The 17,483-nt window shown below is 53.8% G+C and carries 16 protein-coding genes; 9 read left to right on the top strand and 7 right to left on the bottom strand.

Going from position 1 to position 17,483, the window contains the following annotated elements; translation table 11 throughout:
* The 5 genes from Q1B15_RS05095 to Q1B15_RS05075 all read left to right on the top strand — a co-directional run.
* A partial coding sequence (locus Q1B15_RS05095; protein ID WP_299751103.1) for a hypothetical protein occupies nt 1-259 on the top strand: 259 nt, incomplete at its 5' end.
* 54 nt (nt 260-313) lie between these two features.
* Nucleotides 314-1,003, top strand: coding sequence for a UTRA domain-containing protein (locus Q1B15_RS05090; RefSeq protein ID WP_299751100.1), 690 nt, complete (start codon nt 314-316; stop codon nt 1,001-1,003).
* Between the two features lie 261 nt (nt 1,004-1,264).
* On the top strand, nt 1,265-2,713 hold the full coding sequence (gene cls / locus Q1B15_RS05085) for a cardiolipin synthase (protein ID WP_299751097.1): 1,449 nt from the start codon (nt 1,265-1,267) through the stop codon (nt 2,711-2,713).
* A gap of 275 nt (nt 2,714-2,988) precedes the next feature.
* Nucleotides 2,989-3,393, top strand: a complete 405-nt coding sequence (locus tag Q1B15_RS05080; RefSeq protein WP_299751094.1) for an EF-hand domain-containing protein — start codon at nt 2,989-2,991, stop codon at nt 3,391-3,393.
* 103 nt (nt 3,394-3,496) lie between these two features.
* Nucleotides 3,497-4,120, top strand: a complete 624-nt coding sequence (locus tag Q1B15_RS05075; RefSeq protein ID WP_299751092.1) for a TIGR02466 family protein — start codon at nt 3,497-3,499, stop codon at nt 4,118-4,120.
* A gap of 74 nt (nt 4,121-4,194) precedes the next feature.
* On the opposite strand, the gene Q1B15_RS05070 is transcribed toward Q1B15_RS05075, so the two are convergent.
* Nucleotides 4,195-4,824 carry a response regulator transcription factor gene (locus Q1B15_RS05070; protein WP_299751088.1) on the bottom strand — a complete coding sequence of 210 codons (630 nt, stop codon included), beginning with the start codon at nt 4,822-4,824 and terminating at the stop codon, nt 4,195-4,197.
* Between the two features lie 11 nt (nt 4,825-4,835).
* Nucleotides 4,836-6,218, bottom strand: coding sequence for a sensor histidine kinase (locus tag Q1B15_RS05065; protein ID WP_299751085.1), 1,383 nt, complete (start codon nt 6,216-6,218; stop codon nt 4,836-4,838).
* 462 nt (nt 6,219-6,680) lie between these two features.
* Here Q1B15_RS05065 and Q1B15_RS05060 point away from each other — a divergent pair, with 462 nt between their 5' ends.
* Both Q1B15_RS05060 and Q1B15_RS05055 read left to right on the top strand, forming a co-directional pair.
* Complete coding sequence (locus Q1B15_RS05060) at nt 6,681-7,010, top strand: DUF1330 domain-containing protein (protein ID WP_299751081.1); 330 nt, start codon at nt 6,681-6,683, stop codon at nt 7,008-7,010.
* Between the two features lie 96 nt (nt 7,011-7,106).
* A complete protein-coding gene (locus tag Q1B15_RS05055; RefSeq protein WP_299751078.1) occupies nt 7,107-7,502 on the top strand; it encodes a VOC family protein in 396 nt (131 codons plus the stop codon).
* Between the two features lie 162 nt (nt 7,503-7,664).
* Here Q1B15_RS05055 and Q1B15_RS05050 read toward each other — a convergent pair whose 3' ends face one another.
* On the bottom strand, nt 7,665-8,273 hold the full coding sequence (locus Q1B15_RS05050; RefSeq protein WP_299751075.1) for an HAD family phosphatase: 609 nt from the start codon (nt 8,271-8,273) through the stop codon (nt 7,665-7,667).
* A gap of 331 nt (nt 8,274-8,604) precedes the next feature.
* Here Q1B15_RS05050 and speB point away from each other — a divergent pair, with 331 nt between their 5' ends.
* Nucleotides 8,605-9,558, top strand: a complete 954-nt coding sequence (gene speB, locus Q1B15_RS05045; protein WP_299751071.1) for an agmatinase — start codon at nt 8,605-8,607, stop codon at nt 9,556-9,558.
* A 177-nt stretch (nt 9,559-9,735) separates the two neighbouring features.
* Here the strand turns inward: speB and Q1B15_RS05040 are convergent, their stop codons facing one another.
* Nucleotides 9,736-10,662: a DMT family transporter gene (locus Q1B15_RS05040; RefSeq protein ID WP_299751068.1), complete on the bottom strand. Its 927-nt coding sequence runs from the start codon at nt 10,660-10,662 to the stop codon at nt 9,736-9,738.
* A gap of 693 nt (nt 10,663-11,355) precedes the next feature.
* Here Q1B15_RS05040 and Q1B15_RS05035 point away from each other — a divergent pair.
* Nucleotides 11,356-11,964 (top strand): hypothetical protein, encoded by a 609-nt coding sequence (locus Q1B15_RS05035; protein ID WP_299751065.1) that lies wholly within the window; start codon nt 11,356-11,358, stop codon nt 11,962-11,964.
* Here the strand turns inward: Q1B15_RS05035 and Q1B15_RS05030 are convergent.
* The 3 genes from Q1B15_RS05030 to Q1B15_RS05020 form a co-directional block, all read right to left on the bottom strand.
* Complete coding sequence (locus Q1B15_RS05030; RefSeq protein WP_299751063.1) at nt 11,955-13,769, bottom strand: hypothetical protein; 1,815 nt, start codon at nt 13,767-13,769, stop codon at nt 11,955-11,957. The two genes, Q1B15_RS05035 and Q1B15_RS05030, sit on opposite strands and share 10 nt — an antisense overlap.
* Nucleotides 13,762-16,974, bottom strand: a complete 3,213-nt coding sequence (locus Q1B15_RS05025; protein ID WP_299751060.1) for an Npt1/Npt2 family nucleotide transporter — start codon at nt 16,972-16,974, stop codon at nt 13,762-13,764. The genes Q1B15_RS05030 and Q1B15_RS05025 overlap by 8 nt, the downstream gene beginning before the upstream one ends.
* Nucleotides 16,975-17,023: 49 nt before the next feature.
* Nucleotides 17,024-17,483 (bottom strand): hypothetical protein (locus Q1B15_RS05020; protein ID WP_299751057.1); only part of this gene is annotated, 460 nt, incomplete at its 5' end.

Below are 17,483 nucleotides of genomic sequence, written 5' to 3'. Positions count from 1 at the left end.
CGTAGATGAGGAGGAGTTTGTGCCCGGGCTGGCATTGGGCGCAATTTATCAACAGATTGCGTGCACCCTCGGCCAGACGATCTTGAAAGTCGCTCAACGGCATACACCCTTCGCATTCACTTTATTTTCGGCGGATCCCCATTGTGATGATAATGGCTGTGTCGAAAGCGTAACTGCTCTCACACTTTCAGGCTATCGCTTTTTCAATTTGTTAGCCATTGGCCCAGCCAATGGTTTGTGGCAGCGACGCCTTGTATAGTCTAGTCAAAAGCCTTTATAAACACGTACATAATAAGACGCCAGGAGGTGGGCTATGCGATCGAGCTATCGCGACATTAAGGCCATCGTGCTGACTCGCATTCGCGCGAACATCTGGCCTCCCGGCGCCAACTTGCCGGGCGAGATTGAGCTAGCCAAGGAATTTGGCTGCGCTCGGGCGACCGTAAACCGCGCCATGCGTGAATTGGTCGACGACGGCATCCTTGAGCGCAAACGCAAAGCCGGAACAAAGGTTAAATCATCCCCCACGCGTCGAGCACAATTCTCAATCCCGATCATTCGCGAAGAGATCACCAACACAGGAGCGGACTATCGATATGTTCTTTTAGAGCGCCAGACGATTACGGCCCCCGGATGGTTGCGATCGCGGGTCGAGATTCCAAAAGGTCAAAAAGTCCTGCACCTACGATGCATGCATTACGCGGGCAGAAACCCTTACCAGTTCGAGGATCGGTGGATCAATCTTGCAGCTGTTCCGAACGCGGCCGAATATGACTTTGAAGACATCGGGCCCAACGAATGGCTTGTGCGCGAAGTGCCTTTTACAGACGGTGAACTTGTGTTCTCAGCAACCAACGCATCAAGTGAGATCGCAAATTTCCTTAACACAACGGACGGCACCGCGATCTTCACGATAGAACGTACGACTTGGCTGGATAAGGTAAACGTAACCTATGCGCGGCTCTATTTCTCGAGAGACTATAAGATGACAACGCGTCTGTGACGCGCGACGGGATGGATGCCCCGTCGGGCGGCCGGGAAAACGACAGATTGATCAGTCTGGATGCGTTGCGATCGCTGCCTGGCCAAAACAGCTGCTGCGCAGCTTTTGCGGGGTGTGCTTTCTGCTTAAAGCCCTTTTCGGGCGCTGAAATTACTTGGGTGCCACTCAAAACCTCAGCCACCTCCCCTTTCTATTGTCACTTGTGTAAGTTGGTCGACGAAAAGACCGTTGCGATTAAATCGGTTGGGGGGGATCCGTAAGATGACTTCGACGTTTTTGGTGTTTGCGGGGGTCATCGCCCATTTTGCGCTTCAGGTCGCATTCATTATACGGGCCTTAATCAGGCCCAATCGCCAACCCTCTTCCCGCATTGCCTGGGTTCTTGTTATCCTCGTACTTCCGGTGTTGGGAGCATTATTCTACATCCTATTTGGTGACACGAACATCGGTCATGGACGGGCCGCGCGATATAGAAAGGCGTCGGCACAGCTTTCCGACCTTAGAAGATCCAACCCAGAACCCGATCGAATGGATGGAGTCGCAAAGCGGAACCGCCATCTCTTCATGCTCGGTCATTCTATAAGCGGCTTTCGACCGCTCGAAGGTAACGCGGCCGAACTTATGGTCGATTCCAATACAGCCATTGATAGTTTGGTGGTCGATATTGATGCTGCAAAAACGTCGGTCCAACTTCTGTTTTACATCTGGTTGGCCGATACAAACGGATTGAAGGTAGTCGAGGCGGCAAAAAGGGCTGCACGCCGTGGCGTGATCGTCCGCGCGATGGCGGACGACGTCGGTTCTCGTGATATTATCCGCTCCAGCCACTGGCGCGATATGGAGGCGGCTGGGGTTCGGCTGGTGCGCGCTCTTCCTGTACGCAATCCTTTTCTGCACCCATTTGGGGGGCGATTGGACCTGCGCAATCACCGGAAAATAGTGGTGATCGACGCACATATCACCTATTGCGGCAGCCAGAACTGTGCCGACCCGGAATTCAGGATTAAGGCCAAATATGCGCCTTGGGTGGACCTGGTGGTTCGCTTCGAGGGACCCATCGCCTTACAGAACCAAGCGCTCTTTGACGAAGATTGGGCGGCGCACACCGACGAGCCGTTATCCAATAGTTTGCCAAATTTGCCTGCTGATACAGATCTTCCGCGAGGTGTCGCACAGGCCATCGGAACAGGGCCGACTGCTCGGCCTTCGGCTGTCCCTGAAATGTTCGAAGCGCTGATGCATGCAGCACGGCGTGAACTCGTGGTTACGACCCCATACTATGTGCCTTCCGAACCTATGCAATCTGCACTCTGTTCAGCCGGACATCGGGGCGTCGAAACAACCCTTGTCGTGCCCAAGAAAAACGACTCGTGGATCGTGGCCGCAGCCAGCCGGAGCTATTACTCTGAGCTTGTCGCGGCGGGTGTGCGCATCTTCGAGTACAAGCCCGGGTTGCTACACGCGAAGTCGCTCACGCTAGATGACGAAGTTGCTCTCATCGGCTCAGCAAATCTGGACCGCAGGAGCTTCGATCTGAATTATGAAAATAACATTCTCATCCAGGATGCCGACCTCGTATCCGCCTTGCGAGATCGGCAACGGCGCTTCATAGCCGAGTCGCAAGAGGTCCTATCTGAGGACATTGCTGACTGGAGCGTCACGCGGCGGCTTTGGAACAACTCAGTTGCGATTCTGGGGCCAATTCTTTGACTGGCTTTGTGGCGTTAGTCCGCAGCTAGGGCCTGACGCGTTCTCTTTGCCGCATACGAAAAGAAGGGCCAGAGGTGTCGCTTGGACAGCTGCTGGAGCCCATAGTGAACGCCCGCCCCCGCTAAAGGATCGTCCGACTTTGGTCCGAATATCTCTCAGACTTATTCCGGTAAAGTTGCGACCTAAACCTGATGCGCCGATGTTCATATTGTAACACCTTGGTCCCAGTCGAAACCTCATGCCCATGGATTTGGGCGCATATTCGGAGAAAATAAATGAAGCTTTCTCATTTTCTACTGACGACATCGCTTTGCGCAGTTGTTGCAATGCCGGCCTTCGCCGAGGCAAAAAAGTTCAGTGACGTCGACCAAGACGGCAATGGCAAGTTGTCAATCGCAGAGCTTTTGAAGGCATTCGGTGAAGAAGGTGCGAGAAGTATTCTTAAGCGTAGTGACAGAAACGGTGATGGTGAGGTTAGCCTCGATGAAGTCAAAATCTCACATGACGACGATGAGTCAGATGACGAGGATGGCAGTGACGATTCCGACGACGATGATGATGATGACAGCGATGAGTCCAACGATTCCGAAGACGATGACGGCGAAGACGACGATGATGATGATGATGATGACAGCGACGAGGAGGATGATGATGAGGACAGCGACGAGGAGGATAGCTAATCCTCGGTCTCACCTGCTCAAGTGAATGGGCTGCTCTTGGGTATCCGCAATTAATTTTGCGGATACCCACAACGAACCAGAAAGCAAAAACTGGGTTTGATCATTGAAAGTCATCGAACAAACGAAATATGAGAAGCTCTTTTCAACACCTTTGTTTCGCTTCCAGGCAACCGGTCCAATAAAACTGAACCGAGAGCTTCTGGACGAAGGGCGCCGGCTCCGCGCGGCAAGCGAGGGTGTTTCAAAATCAAATCGTGGCGGATGGCATTCGCCCGGGAATTTGTTCGCCGAGACTGTGCCATGCATTGAGAAACTCAGAACTATGGCAGAGGCAGCAGTTCTCGAAGCAACTGCAAAAGTCAGCAGCAAGTTCGACCCAAAATCATTCAGATTGAAGACTTTCGCCTGGATGAACGCAAATCCTTCCGGTGGCTTCAATGCTCCACATACACATCCCGGCGCACACTGGTCTGGCGTCTACTACGTTTCACAACCTGAAGTCGAAAAGGGGTCTTCTGGGCAAATAGAATTTCTCGATCCTCGAAGTGATCTGCCAAATTGGCGGATGCTTAAGGCCCCCGCGTTCAACGCCAAGAAGGCGATCCGTCCAGAGCCGGGCGAGTTAATCCTCTTTCCGTCCTATCTCGTCCATTGGGTTTATCCGAATGAAACGGATGAAGAGCGGGTTACGATTGCATTCAATGCAACCTTCCGGCCCCTAAAGTAAGAGCCCGAGGGGTGATCTCGGACAGCAAAGCAAAAGCGGACTTCCAATCTGCCATTGCTGAAAGCTGCGCAGCCTCACTTGTCGCGTCCCCATACATCATGGGCTATGAGAGCTGCCTCAACACGATTGCGCGCATGTAATTTACCCATGATGACAGTCATATAGTGCTTGATAGTTTTTTCTTGCAAGTCGAGCGCTGCGGCAACTTCCTTATTGCTCTGACCTTTCGCGACCAATCTCAGGATGTCTTCTTCACGTTTGGTCAGGTCTTCCAAAGGCGACGATGCCTTGCCTTGATCCGCATGGGACATGAACTTCAAAACACTTGATGCCAGCGCCGGAGAGACATGTGCTTCCCCCTTGGCGACACCTTTCAATACCTTGCGCAGTTCACGGGCGGAAACCCCCTTCAGGATATAGGCAATTGCTCCAAATCTGAGGGCGTCGGCGACATGTTCCTCTTTTTCGGATACGGTCAGCATTGCGAGGTATTTTGCGCTGCCTTCGGTCGCAATGTTCTTAACTGCCGTGAGCCCGCCGCCCGGCATCGATAGATCAAGCAACGCAATGTCGGGCTGCGTCTGCTGGGCCAGTTTAATGGCTTCAGTCGCAGAACTGGCCGTTCCCACCACCCGAAACTCACCTGTTTCTTCCAAGCTGGTGACAACACCCTCACGGTAGATCGGGTGGTCACCCGCGATCAAGACGCGAATAGTCATTCGGTTTCCTCCGAAAATGGTAGCACCAACCGGATTGTTGTGCCCACGCCTATGTTTGAATGGATTTCAATCTTTCCATTGAGAGTTTCGGCGCGGTCCGCCAAACCGGGAAGTCCCTGACCGCCATCCTCGCGCAAACCAGTTTGAGACTGCTGGTCAAAGCCGCGCCCATTGTCTGACACGGTGACTTCGATCTTACCGCCGTCCACCATTGCCCGAACATTGAGTATCGTTGCCTCGGCATGACGGGTCGCATTGGCAAGCGCTTCCTGAAGAAATCGGTAAACGCAGAGCTTCGTTGCATAAGGTGCATGGACATCTATGTCAGATCGATCGTCCAAAGTGGCATTAGAGCCAAAAGATTTGTTATGGTCATTTACCGCCTGCGCGGCACAGGCGGTAAGGCTGAGTATTGCAAGGTCAGGGAGTGCGAGACCACGCGAAATCGCCCGCAATTCCGTCATCGCGTTTGAAAGTGATTTCTTTACGATCTCGGCATCTCCAGAAGGGGCAAGCCCCGCCCCCTCCAGTCGGAGGCTCGCCAAAGACAAGTGCTGTGCAACGCCATCGTGGAGGTCATGTCCGATGCGTTGCATGATTTTCTCAGATTGGGCTGCGGCTCTCTGGGCCGCTTGAGCGACACGCTCTCGCAGCACTTCGTTGTGCTTCGAGAGTCTGAGACTTTCTACAAGCTGCAGCTTAACTTGTTCACGCTGTCGTTCGATCATTCTGCTGCCAGCATGGACGATCACAAATAACGATACCCAACTCAAGCCGAAGATCTGAATAATAAGCTCCCAGCTATCGCGTCTGGCCATGAGCAACTCTGCAGCCAGGTCTTCAGCCCGTTGGTAGAATTCGACGACGATCAGAACCTCACCTGTTCGCGCGTCTCTGATCGGCACATAGACCTCCAACATTGGGATGCCCAAAGTGCTGTCAGGACGCTCCGCCTGAATTTCCAGATTCTGAAATTGAGAGGCCACCTCTCCAGACCAGGCTGTCAAAAGTGCTTCGCTAGGCTCATATGTGCGGCCGCGCAGCTCCGGCTGGAAAGAGTCTAAAACTTCGCCGTCTTCACTCCAGATGTTGTAGGTGACGATACTATCTCTGAGGATTCCATCCTGAAAGACTTCCTGCAGTGCTTGGCGAGCTGATGCGGAGATACCGGCACCGTCCTCAATATCAAACGTTTGGCTTGGTATAAGGCTTTCAATGTAAAGCGCCGCGGAGGCGCCTGAGTTCCGGACGACGCCTTGTTCGATACGGCTTGAGACCCAGGTGCCGACAGCATACGCAGCCAGGATCATAACCAAACCACCGCCCAAAAAGAACTGTACCGACAGCGAGCGGAAAGGAAGCATTAGTTTTCGGAGCACAACTCTCATTCCCCGGTGATGCCTGAAGACATCGCCCATTTCTATGGACCAAGGTCCGTCCAACATGAGGCTAGGCGACGGATGGCCGTCGGGGCTCTCTGGAAGTACGCCCTGGTTGATCCGTTTTCGGCTGGCTTGACTGTATATGCCGCCATTGGTTGTGTCGCCAAAAACCAATCAACCGGGCGCTAAGTCGCCCCCCGCGTTGTATCGTCGAAAATCGGGCTCGGGCCAGAACAATCGTAAACCAACGTTGGAGGTCCGCTTTGCGGACCTTCGTAAATAGCGCGGCACGCTTCATATTTGGAGGGAAAGAGACGTCCGCTGCAGCCGTCAATATGTTGGGGCATGACAACGCGTTAGCCCTTCGGACTCCATCGGCCCTAGCTGCGGACAAAGCGAAAGCTTTGCTATGGAGAATGTGGTGTTCGCCTATTTCAGGCGGAAACTTGGGAGGGAAAGATGCCGATTTTCTTGATTGCAGATGTGAAAGTGACTGATGATGCCTGGCTGCCAGATTACGCAGGCAAGGCGCATGACATTGTTGCAAAGCACGGGGGCAAATACCTGTCCCGGAGCGGCAATATTGAAACGATCGAGGGCGAGGGGCTCGATACAACTTTGATTGCCCTTATCCAATTCCCTTCACGCGAAGCTCTCGATGCCTTTGCAAGCGACCCTGCGTACGCTCCATTTGCTGCCGCGCGTAAGGCAGGGAGCGTGAGCCGGTTTCACGTTATTGACGACACAGAAATCGCAGGGGCTATCCCGTATCTGTCGAAGCCGGAATAATTGGGCTTCAGACGCTTGAAGAAAGCTTAAGAAAGCAAAACGTCGGCGCCGTGTTTGCGGCGCCGTAAACCCAATTTCACATAGGATGGTCAAGGAATGGCTAAAGCGATCCACAGCATGATCCGCGTGAGTGATGAGGCTGCGTCAGTCGAGTTTTACACGAAAGCATTCGACCTTTCCGAAGCTGACAGGTTCGATTTCGATGGGTTCACGCTGATCTACCTTTCAAGCACTGATTGTGAATTTGAGGTCGAGCTGACGGTGAACAAAGGACAAGATGGGCCCTATGATCTCGGCAATGGATACGGCCACATTGCATTCTCAGTCGAAGACATCGAGGCTGAACACGAACGGCTCTCAGCGCTTGGCTATGCGCCGGGAGATACTAAGTCGCTGGAAAACCAGGGGCGCCCTCTCGCCACGTTTTTCTTCCTGCAAGACCCCGACGGATACCAGATCGAGGTTCTGCAAAGGGCCGGGCGCTACAAATAGATCCGCGGCAGACGGTCCGTGTCGGTATTGCGCCGATCGAAAGTCCGTTTAGCGGACCTTCGTGCATGGCGCAGCGAACGGCAGCTGCGAGCCTAGAGCTACCAACACTGCGCCCATCTCCAATGACCGCTTAACCCTTTCGCGGTGAATTAGGCGGCACTTTCATGATCTTAATAGTTTCAAATCCTCCAAGGAACTGCGTAACCCATCCGACCCGATGAAATGCAAGGCTTGCCAGCCGGCGATCCGCGCTCCTTCGACGTTTTTAGGGCTATCGTCGATAAATAGGCATTCATCAGGCCGCAAATTGTTTCGATCTGTCAGCACTTCGTATATCCGCCGGTCAGGTTTGGTCAGCTTTTCTTGGCCTGACACGACGACATCCTCAAAGGCATTTTTCAGTTCGGGATGCACTTCTTCTGCCATGGGCCAAGTTTCTGCTCCCCAGTTGGTCAATCCGAATACCCTTAGTCCCGATGTTTTCAGATCACCTAAAATCTTCCAGCTTCCGCTGATTTTTTTCTGGATGGTTTCGGGAAATCGGTCAAAGAATTGATCCAGAAATGGTGCATATTCTGGCCATTTTGCACTCACTGCCGCAACGGCTTCTGAGCGCGACCGGCCGCGGTCTTGCTCTAAGTTCCATTCGTAAAACCCTACCTCAGCAAAAAACTGGTCAATCGTGGCATCATCTGGAAAAGTCCCACGGAAAGCAGCATGCTCATCCCAGGTAATCAATACATTGCCGATGTCAAAAACAATATTGGTCACTCAAGCCTCCCTTTGACGGGTATACTAGTCTGTTTTCGACTCAGACCGCCATCTGTCGAATTCAAGCCCCTATTGCCCCTGTTTCGGCTCCCTAAAGGACAGAAAGCGGGTCTGGACGCCGCCCCGCAGCGAATACACACTCGTCCCCCTTTGCGGACCTTAGGGCGAACTGCAGCGAACGGCAGAAATAAGCCCGCTTTGCAGATTTGCTGCGGCGTGGCTAAGGTCTGCTTTATGTTTGCCGTGATCAGATCCGCGACAATATAAATCGGAGCTTTTCTGAGCGTTATCTGTCGCAGCTCTATTTCAGGAAATGGAAAAGGAATGGAAAATGTCGGAGCATGGATATGAGGACGGGCGCCTCAACCTTCCATTCGTTGGAATTTGTACGTTTGGCAAATATCCATACGTAGAAGACTGGAACGCAATAGATGCAGATGTGGCTGTGCTAGGTGCGCCTTATGATTTCGGTTGCCAATGGCGTTCAGGTGCCCGAATGGGTCCGCGCGCCATCCGCGAAGCCTCCACTCTTTTTTCATTCGGTCATGCTGGCGCATACGATCACGAGGATGACATAACTTATCTGGAGCGATCGAAGGTCAAGATCGTAGATATCGGCGATGCGGATATCATCCATACTGATACGATGAATAGTCACTCGAACATCGAATATGGCGTTCGAAAAATTCTTGCTGCAGGCGCAATTCCCGTTGTCATGGGGGGCGACCATTCGGTCAACATCCCCTGTATCAACGCCTTTGACGATCAAGGGCCAATTCACGTGGTCCAGATCGACGCACATCTAGATTTTGTGGATGAGCGCCACGGAGTAAGATTTGGCCATGGAAATCCGATGCGCCGCGCAGCTGAAAAACCCTATGTAACGGGCTTGAGCCAAATCGGCATTCGCAACGTATCCTCCACCGCGCGCGACGGTTATGTCGATGCTCGCAAAATGGGGTCGGACATTCAATCTGTGCGCCAAGTTCGGAAATTGGGTATCAAGGGCATGCTGCATCGTATTCCAGAGGGTGCTCGCTACTACCTTACGATCGATATCGACGCCTTTGATCCTTCAATTGCACCCGGAACTGGAACGCCCAGCCACGGCGGGTTTATCTATTACGAGGTGTTGGAACTGATTGATGGGCTTGCAAGACGTGGCAGCATTGTGGGCGTCGACCTTGTCGAAGTTGCGCCTGATTATGACCCAACTGGATGCACATCCACCCTAGCAGCGCAAATATTGATGAACACCATAGGGCGGATCCTCCATCACAAATAAGTTTCCGCCATCGAAGAAAAATCGGGCATTGGTGCTTTCAGCATTGGCGGCGGCTTTGTCCGCTCTGCGGTCATTGTCCGGATACGTTCGGATGGCCGCAGTCCAAAGCAGGCCTAGTTTGGTGCGCACAGTCGTTTCCCGACAGCAGCGGAGTGATCTACTCTCCAGTTTTCTTTGTTATTTGTCCGCTTCCGACATGCGAAGTGAGGCTCTGGCGCTGCGTCCAAGATGACGTTCACGCCAAATGACCATTAGCCCACTGATCACTATCAAAACCGCGCCCGGAAACAGGTCCCTAATTGGCGCTTCGCCAAAGAACAGCCACCCAAAAAAGAATGCGAAAGGAATACCAAAATAGCTGAAGGGTGCAAGATTGCTCTGTTCTGTCATCCTGTAGGAAATCACCAAACACAGAACCGCCGTTCCGCCAAGGCCGCCCATTGCGACAATCCAGAGGAAGTCAGACAGGCTGTGAATGGGTGAAAAGCCACCAAGGAAAAAAGCAAGCAGACCCGATCCGACGACTGCGAATGCGGTTGAATAGAGGTTAACCAGCGCACTTGGAACATCTTCATCCACAAGCCGCGCGGTTACACTGGAAAGAGCATAAAGAACGGCCGCGCCAACAGGAAGTAGAGCATCCCATGTGAAGCTATTCCTGCCCAGCCCCACCACCATCAAAACGCCAACGAAGCCAACCAGTACGGCGCTCCAGCGGACGACTCCAACCCGTTCCTTCAGTATCAAGACCGCGAAAACTGTCGTGAAAAGCGCTCCCGAGTAGGTAATGGTTGTTGCGGTCGCAAACGCAATGCGCCCAAGCGAAAGGTAAAACATCAGCTGTGCGAACGTCACGATTACGCCTCGCAAATAAACGATGGACCGCTGCCGGACGCGCAGCCTTCGCCCACCCCGATGCCAGTCGCTCGAGGACCAAAGAGCGATGGCGCTCGGTATCACCCCAAAGATGTTGCGATAGGCAGAAAGTTCCGGTGCAGAATATTCGGCGGATAAATGTTTGATGATCAAACCCATAAAGTCGAACAGCACTAATGCGACGAGACTGATTGCAATGGCGCGTGCGACAGAACCGCTTTGGGTCATCTTTCCTCAACGAAAATCGTGGCACCCCACTGTGTTTGCGGATGTCCGTTTATTTAAATGGATAAAACGGGCGGCATTTCCGTTTTTTACAACAGCCCCCCCTGAATGGCATGCAAAGAGACGGTCCGGCAATCGACAAATTACATGACGTTCCATCATACGATTGGCTGCTTTGTCCGGCGGGCTCAACCGGTCGAAGCAGACCTGAGTGCCAACTGTGGCGAACGAGGCATGAAAACCAACCAAGTTACATCTTATCAAAGCCGCAAGCCCGTCCGAATAACCGGGACCACTTCATGCCATCCCGGTCTGCTGGCACACATGTTCAGCAAAGAAGCTGCGATTGCGGACATACTGTTCAATTGAAGGTGCCGGGCCATTTCGAAGCTGCCTACTCCACGGGCGAAACGTCTCCGCAGAGGTGGTCGATCAAGAACGTTACGAGAGCCTGACCGCATTCTAGGCTTGTTCCACACGCCTTTAAGATGGAGCAATTTTCGCAAAATTCTCCTTGCTCAAGTTTTGCGCTCGCGTGGCGGTGCTCGGAGGGATGATAGCGTCTTTCTTGTCTGTCTTTTCCCCAAAAGGTCTTACTGAATCATGTCTGTCCTTTTCTAAACGTAGCGAGATCACCCCTCGTTGCCCGAAGGAGCGTTCGCATGCTAGGATTAATCGGGACATATGAGAAATTCGATGCAATTTGATGATGCTAGAGACTATGCGACCAAGCGGCTGACAGAGGACTTGTCTCCAGGCTTGTTCTACCACAGCTTGCAGCACACACGTGATGATGTCGTCCCGGCTGTCGAGATGCTTGCGGACAAACAGGGCATTACCGGTACCGATGTCATTTTGCTTCTCACAGCAGCATGGTTTCACGACCTTGGATTTGTTGAGCAACGCAAAGGTCATGAAGCGGTGGGCGCCCGTATCGCTTTGGAGGTTTTGCCAAAAATGGCCTATGGCCCAGCCGAGGTTAGCAGGATTCAAGAGATAATCATGGCGACGGAAGTGCCCCAAAAACCGGCCGATATGCTGGGCGAGATTTTGGCGGACGCCGACCTAGACGTGCTGGGTCGCGAAGACTTTCTTCTGCGAAACCGTAAATTGCGTGAAGAACTTGCGTATTTTGGTGACATATTCACCGATACCGCTTGGTTTTCAGCTCAGATTAATTTCGTGTCTTCACATTCGTACTTCACGACAGCGGCCCAGACTATTCGAAGCGAGCGCAAAGCAAGCAACTTGGCTGATCTTCAAAGACGGCTTGACGAGGCGGCCGGTACATCTGCTCAGGCTTGAAACAGTTCCCTGAACTGGGCTTTGTCATATGTCCGGTGCCAGTATTTCAGGTAAATATCTTTAGGAATGGCCAAGACTGTCAATTCCTGCTCAGCCACGACATTTGCATTGCGCACAGCCCCTCGGATGACACCTGTCACGCCGACCGGATTCCACGGCAGAATGGCGAAACCCTCATAGCCGCCTAGGGGTAAAATCCTGAGGCCAGTCCCTTCGGGAATGTAAACAAAGCCTGCCGGACCTCCGGCCTCAATCAATGTATCGCCGGGATAAAGCGTAATTTGGCGGACTTCACTGAGACCTTCATAGGGGTCGATCCCGTCGGTCTGGTGGCCGAACCGTGCAACCGTTTCCAGCATCTCGACCCGTTTTTCCAAATCCCAGTCGATAACTGTCCCTTGCAGATAATGCGCCCGCTCAACGGCAGAGTTTGCCTGCAAGGAAGGGACCACGCGGGTCTGAGCCGCCGCCTCTGGGTTCAAGCGCAATATGCCGAGGCAAACGAGGTCTGCAAAGGCGGGATTGTCATCGACGGATTCGAGAAGGATCAAAATGTCCTTGGTGCTGCGCAACCCGTCGGGCGACATCTCAAGCGCTCTATGAAAACTCTGAATCACGTCGGCCTGTATGTCGTTGATAATATGGGCGGCGCTCACAGAAGCGATCAGGACAGTTTCATGGTCACTGAACATTCCATGGTGGAAAGAAATTCGCAGATTGCCGTCCCTGTCCAACTCACTACTGGCGATATTGGCTTCACCGGCGCCAATACGGTCGGGAAGCTCAAGAAGGTAAAGGTGCTCTTCATCAAGGCGTAAGGCGTAGACTGCATTGGCCGTGCGTTGGTCGACAAAAACCTCGTAGTTGCCGGATGTTTTCAGGACCGTGCCGCGTTGGCGCAAGGCATCGGCGCAACGCAACGCTCGCAAGGTGTCGATTACGTCATCGGCCAACTCCCGCAAATCGGTGTTCTCTGAGGTTAGCCAGAGGAACGCGTCTCTTTCGAAATCCGAATACAGCACATCGAGTGGCGCTGCCTGCGCACCGGCCCCCTCAAGTGGTTTGTAGGCCGCCAGTTCAGCCTTGGCCGCGGCCAATTCGACCGAGACGCTGGCTGCATGAGCGCCGCCTTGGCCTTCTTTGGCAACGGCTCGCTCGGCCTTTGCGACACGCTGCTGACAATACATCGCATAAAGATCGTTGCGCGCGACCTTCAGCAACATGTCCCTCAAAGCGGCTGGGTCATTGAGCATTTCAACCGGAACTTTGCTTTTACTATGGCAAATCGACATGGCTGCGATCTCGCGCAGTATCATTTGCGGTGGCAAAGCAAGTGCACCAGCTTCGCTAAGACGCAAGATCCGCGCGGCCAAACCAGCCCTATTATCGGACCAAAGCTGCGCCATGGTCGCGTCGAAGTCTGGCGAGAACGTTGCTTGTGTCGCAAACTCCGGATGCATCGCGCGGCCAAATGCTGACATGTCGACCATCCCAATGTCATGCAGGTAGGCGACAACAACACCGTAAGCGCTCATCCACTGGAACCGCTCGGACGAACGGGTCGGGATCAGCACGCCGTGGATCGTCTCCAAGACATGCAAAAGTTGTTCAGCAACGTCGCGCACATGGACCACGCCATGATCCGAAAACAACGCAATATGATTGCCCGGATCTTCCAGAAATGCAGGGTCCTTTATGGCCTCTGACAACTGCGACTGGCTGTTCACACGCGCGTAGAAACGGGCCTCAATGTCATTCCGAATATTGGGCGCGAGGAATGCATCGAGAGGTCCGGTTTCAGTCATTCTCCACCTGCGTATTGGGTTTACCCTGCAAGGATGCCAGATCGGCCATGCGCGCGCGCAGCCGTTGGGTCAGAACCCGAAGTAGTCCGCGCGCCACTTCTGGGCGGATCTCTATGAGTTCAAACAGCGCATTCTGATCAAGCTGGAGCAGCTGCACATCGTCCAAAGCCCGGACCGTTGCGCTCCGCGGTTCGGGATCCAGCAGGGCCATTTCGCCAAATACATCACCGGCGCCTAAGGTGCTCAACAAGGTTTCGCCATCATAGACTCCGACTTGGCCTGAAGCGATCACGAACATGCTCTGGCCCAGACTGTCTTTTTCAAAAACAGTCTTTCCGGCAGGGTGGTCTACGACATTTGTTACGGCGGCCACGTCGGTCAGGATGTCGCCCGTCGTTTCCGAGAAGATCCCGGCGGAGCGTAGGGTCAGGACTTTCTCGATTGTTGAGAGCATCGGTTGGTTTCCACTTTCTTTGGTACGGATCATCAACTCCTCCGCGACCTGCCTCAGGATCGCGTCTTGCGATCCTGAGGCCTTGAGCGCGAGGGCCTCCAATGCCGACTTGTCATGGGTCTTTAAGGCGTACAGAGCGCACGCCCGTGTCCAGCCAGTCAAGGCACCGGTCTCGTCTGACGCGATGACGTCCAGCCGAGCGAGTCTGTCGACGGTGGTCGTCTCGAAAGCCGATGTCTGTGGCCCCAAGACACGCTCCGGTACCGCAGCATCGAACAGTGGCACTGTGATGGAGCGCAGTGCCGAAGGGGTTTGTGTATCGATCACCTCAAGAGCGTAGGCTCTCCGGTCTGGAGTGCTTCCAGCGAGACTTTCAGAGGCCAATTTCAAAGCCGACGCATCACCTATAAGCGACAAAAGTGACAGAACCCGGCTACGACATGCAGCGAATTCGGTCTCTAGCCCCTCCACGATCAGACCATCCACTTGTGAACGACCAATGTCGCGTATGCTGACCGCAATGGCTGTAGCCGCTGCGATTTCTTTTTGGATAGCTGTATGTATTGCAGCACCATCATCGCGTGACGCTCGAAAGCCTATGGTCTGTAGAGCGGTTAGGGCGGCACTTCTAAGCCGCGCATCTTCCGAGGGGACAAGGTTCCAAAGAGCCAAAATCGCAGCAGGATCACGCTTGCGCCCGCAGATCATCGCAAGAAGCCGTGCCCGGTCGATTGGCAAATCGGGGATAGCGAATTCAGAAAGAATAACCGGCAGCGCGCTGGGGCCGTTGATCAGGGCATTTGCCGCTGCATTTGTCGTGGCTGGAAGATCAAGTGCTTCCATCACGCAGCGCCATAGGGCGGGGTTGTTCAGCTTGCCTGCCGCAATCAAGGCGGCACGGCGGATCTCGATGACATCTCTTGACAGAAGTCTCTTTATCAAACCTTCAGAATCTGGGGCAAAACCCTCACCAATGATCTGAGCGGCAATGACCTGATCATTCGGGTCCTCAGACTGCACAATCAGTCCCAATTCATGTGTGGCAAGGGCTGCTTCAGGCGATGCTCTTGCGGCCAACAGTCCAGCGATTGCAGCGGCACGAACAAGCAGTGGTCCTCCCGCATGGATCTGTGCCAACACTGCCTCGGTATCGCCAAGTGCCGCAAGGCAACGCACTGCAGCCGCTCTCTCCTGTGCCTCAGAACTGATCGACAATAGACCGCGGACAGCTTGCGTTGCTCCGGTTTGGTGCAGGGTCGAAACACTGTCCAGCGCGGCGCGTCGAACCCATGTGTTTGGATGGGACAACAGGTCAGGTAATTCAGCTGCCAAACCATCAGGATCGGCATCGGTCAGCACTCGGATAGCATAGCTCACAGTACCTGGTTGCGGACTTCTGAGAGCGGTGTGAAGCGCGGTTCTTGCTTTTGCATCGGTCAAAATAAGCTGGGTCGCTCGAAGTGACCGCCGGTCCAACGCCTCAAGCAGCGTGCGCACGTACCAACGCCCCACAACAATTGCGAGGCCCAGAAGAAAGGCAAGGATAACGACAAGACCAAGAATGAGGGGGGCAGACTGGTCGACATAAAGCGCGCCCAAAATCAACAACGCGCCTCCTGCCAAGCCTGTCGCAATCGGCTGGGCCACGCCATCGGCCATCGTCTGCACGCGAGTGCGCAGACTGGGCGGCAGCGGTTGATAGAGCATCGAGCGCGCAGATTGGTCGATCGAGAAACCCGCACCGACGCTCCACACTTTGGTCGCAACTGCTGCGGCGAACAGGAACCAGAATGGGAGCGCTGCGAGTTCCACCACAGACATAGCCAGGGCGCCGATGGCGAGGCCAACCGGGAGGATCAAAAGGCTAGCACGCAAGCCAAAGCGTCCCATGACACGGCCCGACAGGACAAAATTACTAAGCAACGTCAAGACACCCAGCACGCCCAGATAGATCCCCAAAAAACCAGCCAAGGCAGTTTCGTCCGAATACTGAACTGAAGCGGCTTGGTAGAAGATGTTGTCGATAAAAAAGAAACTTACCCACCAAGCGACCGTCAGTAGAAGGATGGACCAGATGTATCGATTGCCCCAAAATCGCATCGGTGGCTGAGGCGCCGCTTGCGGGCTTTCCGAGCTGGCCGAAACTGCAAGTAAGTGACCGTAGCGGCGCAGCGTAAACGTCATTGTCAGCGCCGCTCCCGCCATTCCAAGTGCGGCCAGCCAAAGCAGATTGGACAACCCGACAAGCGGAGCAATGAAGGGCATTAAAAAACCCATCGTCACAATCGCCAGCCACTCACCGGCCCCAACAAGACCAAAAAGGCGCTTTCCTTGCCGGACATTCAGGATCCGACCCGCGAGTGACCAGAACGCCATGTTCCCGAAGACCACCGCAATCTGGAACAGGACCGGCAAAGCAAAAACGAGCCACTGAGGTCGACCAAGTGCTAGTCCAGCCGCAAATCCAAGCGTAATGGTGAGCTGGCCGACAAGGTTGAGCGTCAAAGTCCCCCCAAAGCTCAGCCAACGCCCTACCTGAAGATAAAGGAACGTCAGAGCACTGATGACGAGCGCCATTGCGATGTATGTCCAAGGCAGCAGAACTGCACCAAACTCGGTCAGGAAAAGTGTGAACGCAGTGGTCTGCGTGAAGGCTGAGGCGATGCCGGTACAAAAGTATTGGAGGAACAGCAGTCCAGCTAAGCCCTTCTCACCGGGGTTGAGGTTCAAGGTCTTCTCAAGCGATTTCAACCAACCGCTCCCAGACGACTGAGGAATGACCCGATCATTGCAACCAGTCTCAAGGGGTCAACGCGAGTGATGCACTGAAATATTGACTGGCACCTTCCAAGTCTCCCCGATCGCGTGCTTGCATCCCTGCTTTTTCAAGATAGCTCACCGCTTTGGGGATGTCATCGGACGCTTCCCAATGGAAAGCAATTTCTGCATATGGCGGTTCCTCGTCTGTTTCCAGAAGATGCTCGGCCAATGTACGATGGAGTTGTCGTCTTTGGGCAAACAGCATGAGTTCGTAAGCTGAGTTACGGAGTATTGGGTCGGCAAAGCGATAGCTCAACGGTTCAGAGGATATCTGGATCAGCACGTCCAAAGCGCGCAACTTGGCGAGCTGGTCCTGCAACTCGCCATCCTCGTTCGCCTCGGGAAAAATTGCAGCCAGAACTTCAGCGGCAAACTCAACGCCGATGACACTCGCGGCCTTGAGCACCAGCTGATCGTCCGGGGCAAGGCTATCAAATACC

It is taken from the genome of uncultured Boseongicola sp., from assembly GCF_937988555.1.
Taxonomy (GTDB): domain Bacteria; phylum Pseudomonadota; class Alphaproteobacteria; order Rhodobacterales; family Rhodobacteraceae; genus Boseongicola.
Note: the sequence above shows the minus strand (reverse complement) of the source record. Positions and strands in the feature narration are given on the sequence as shown.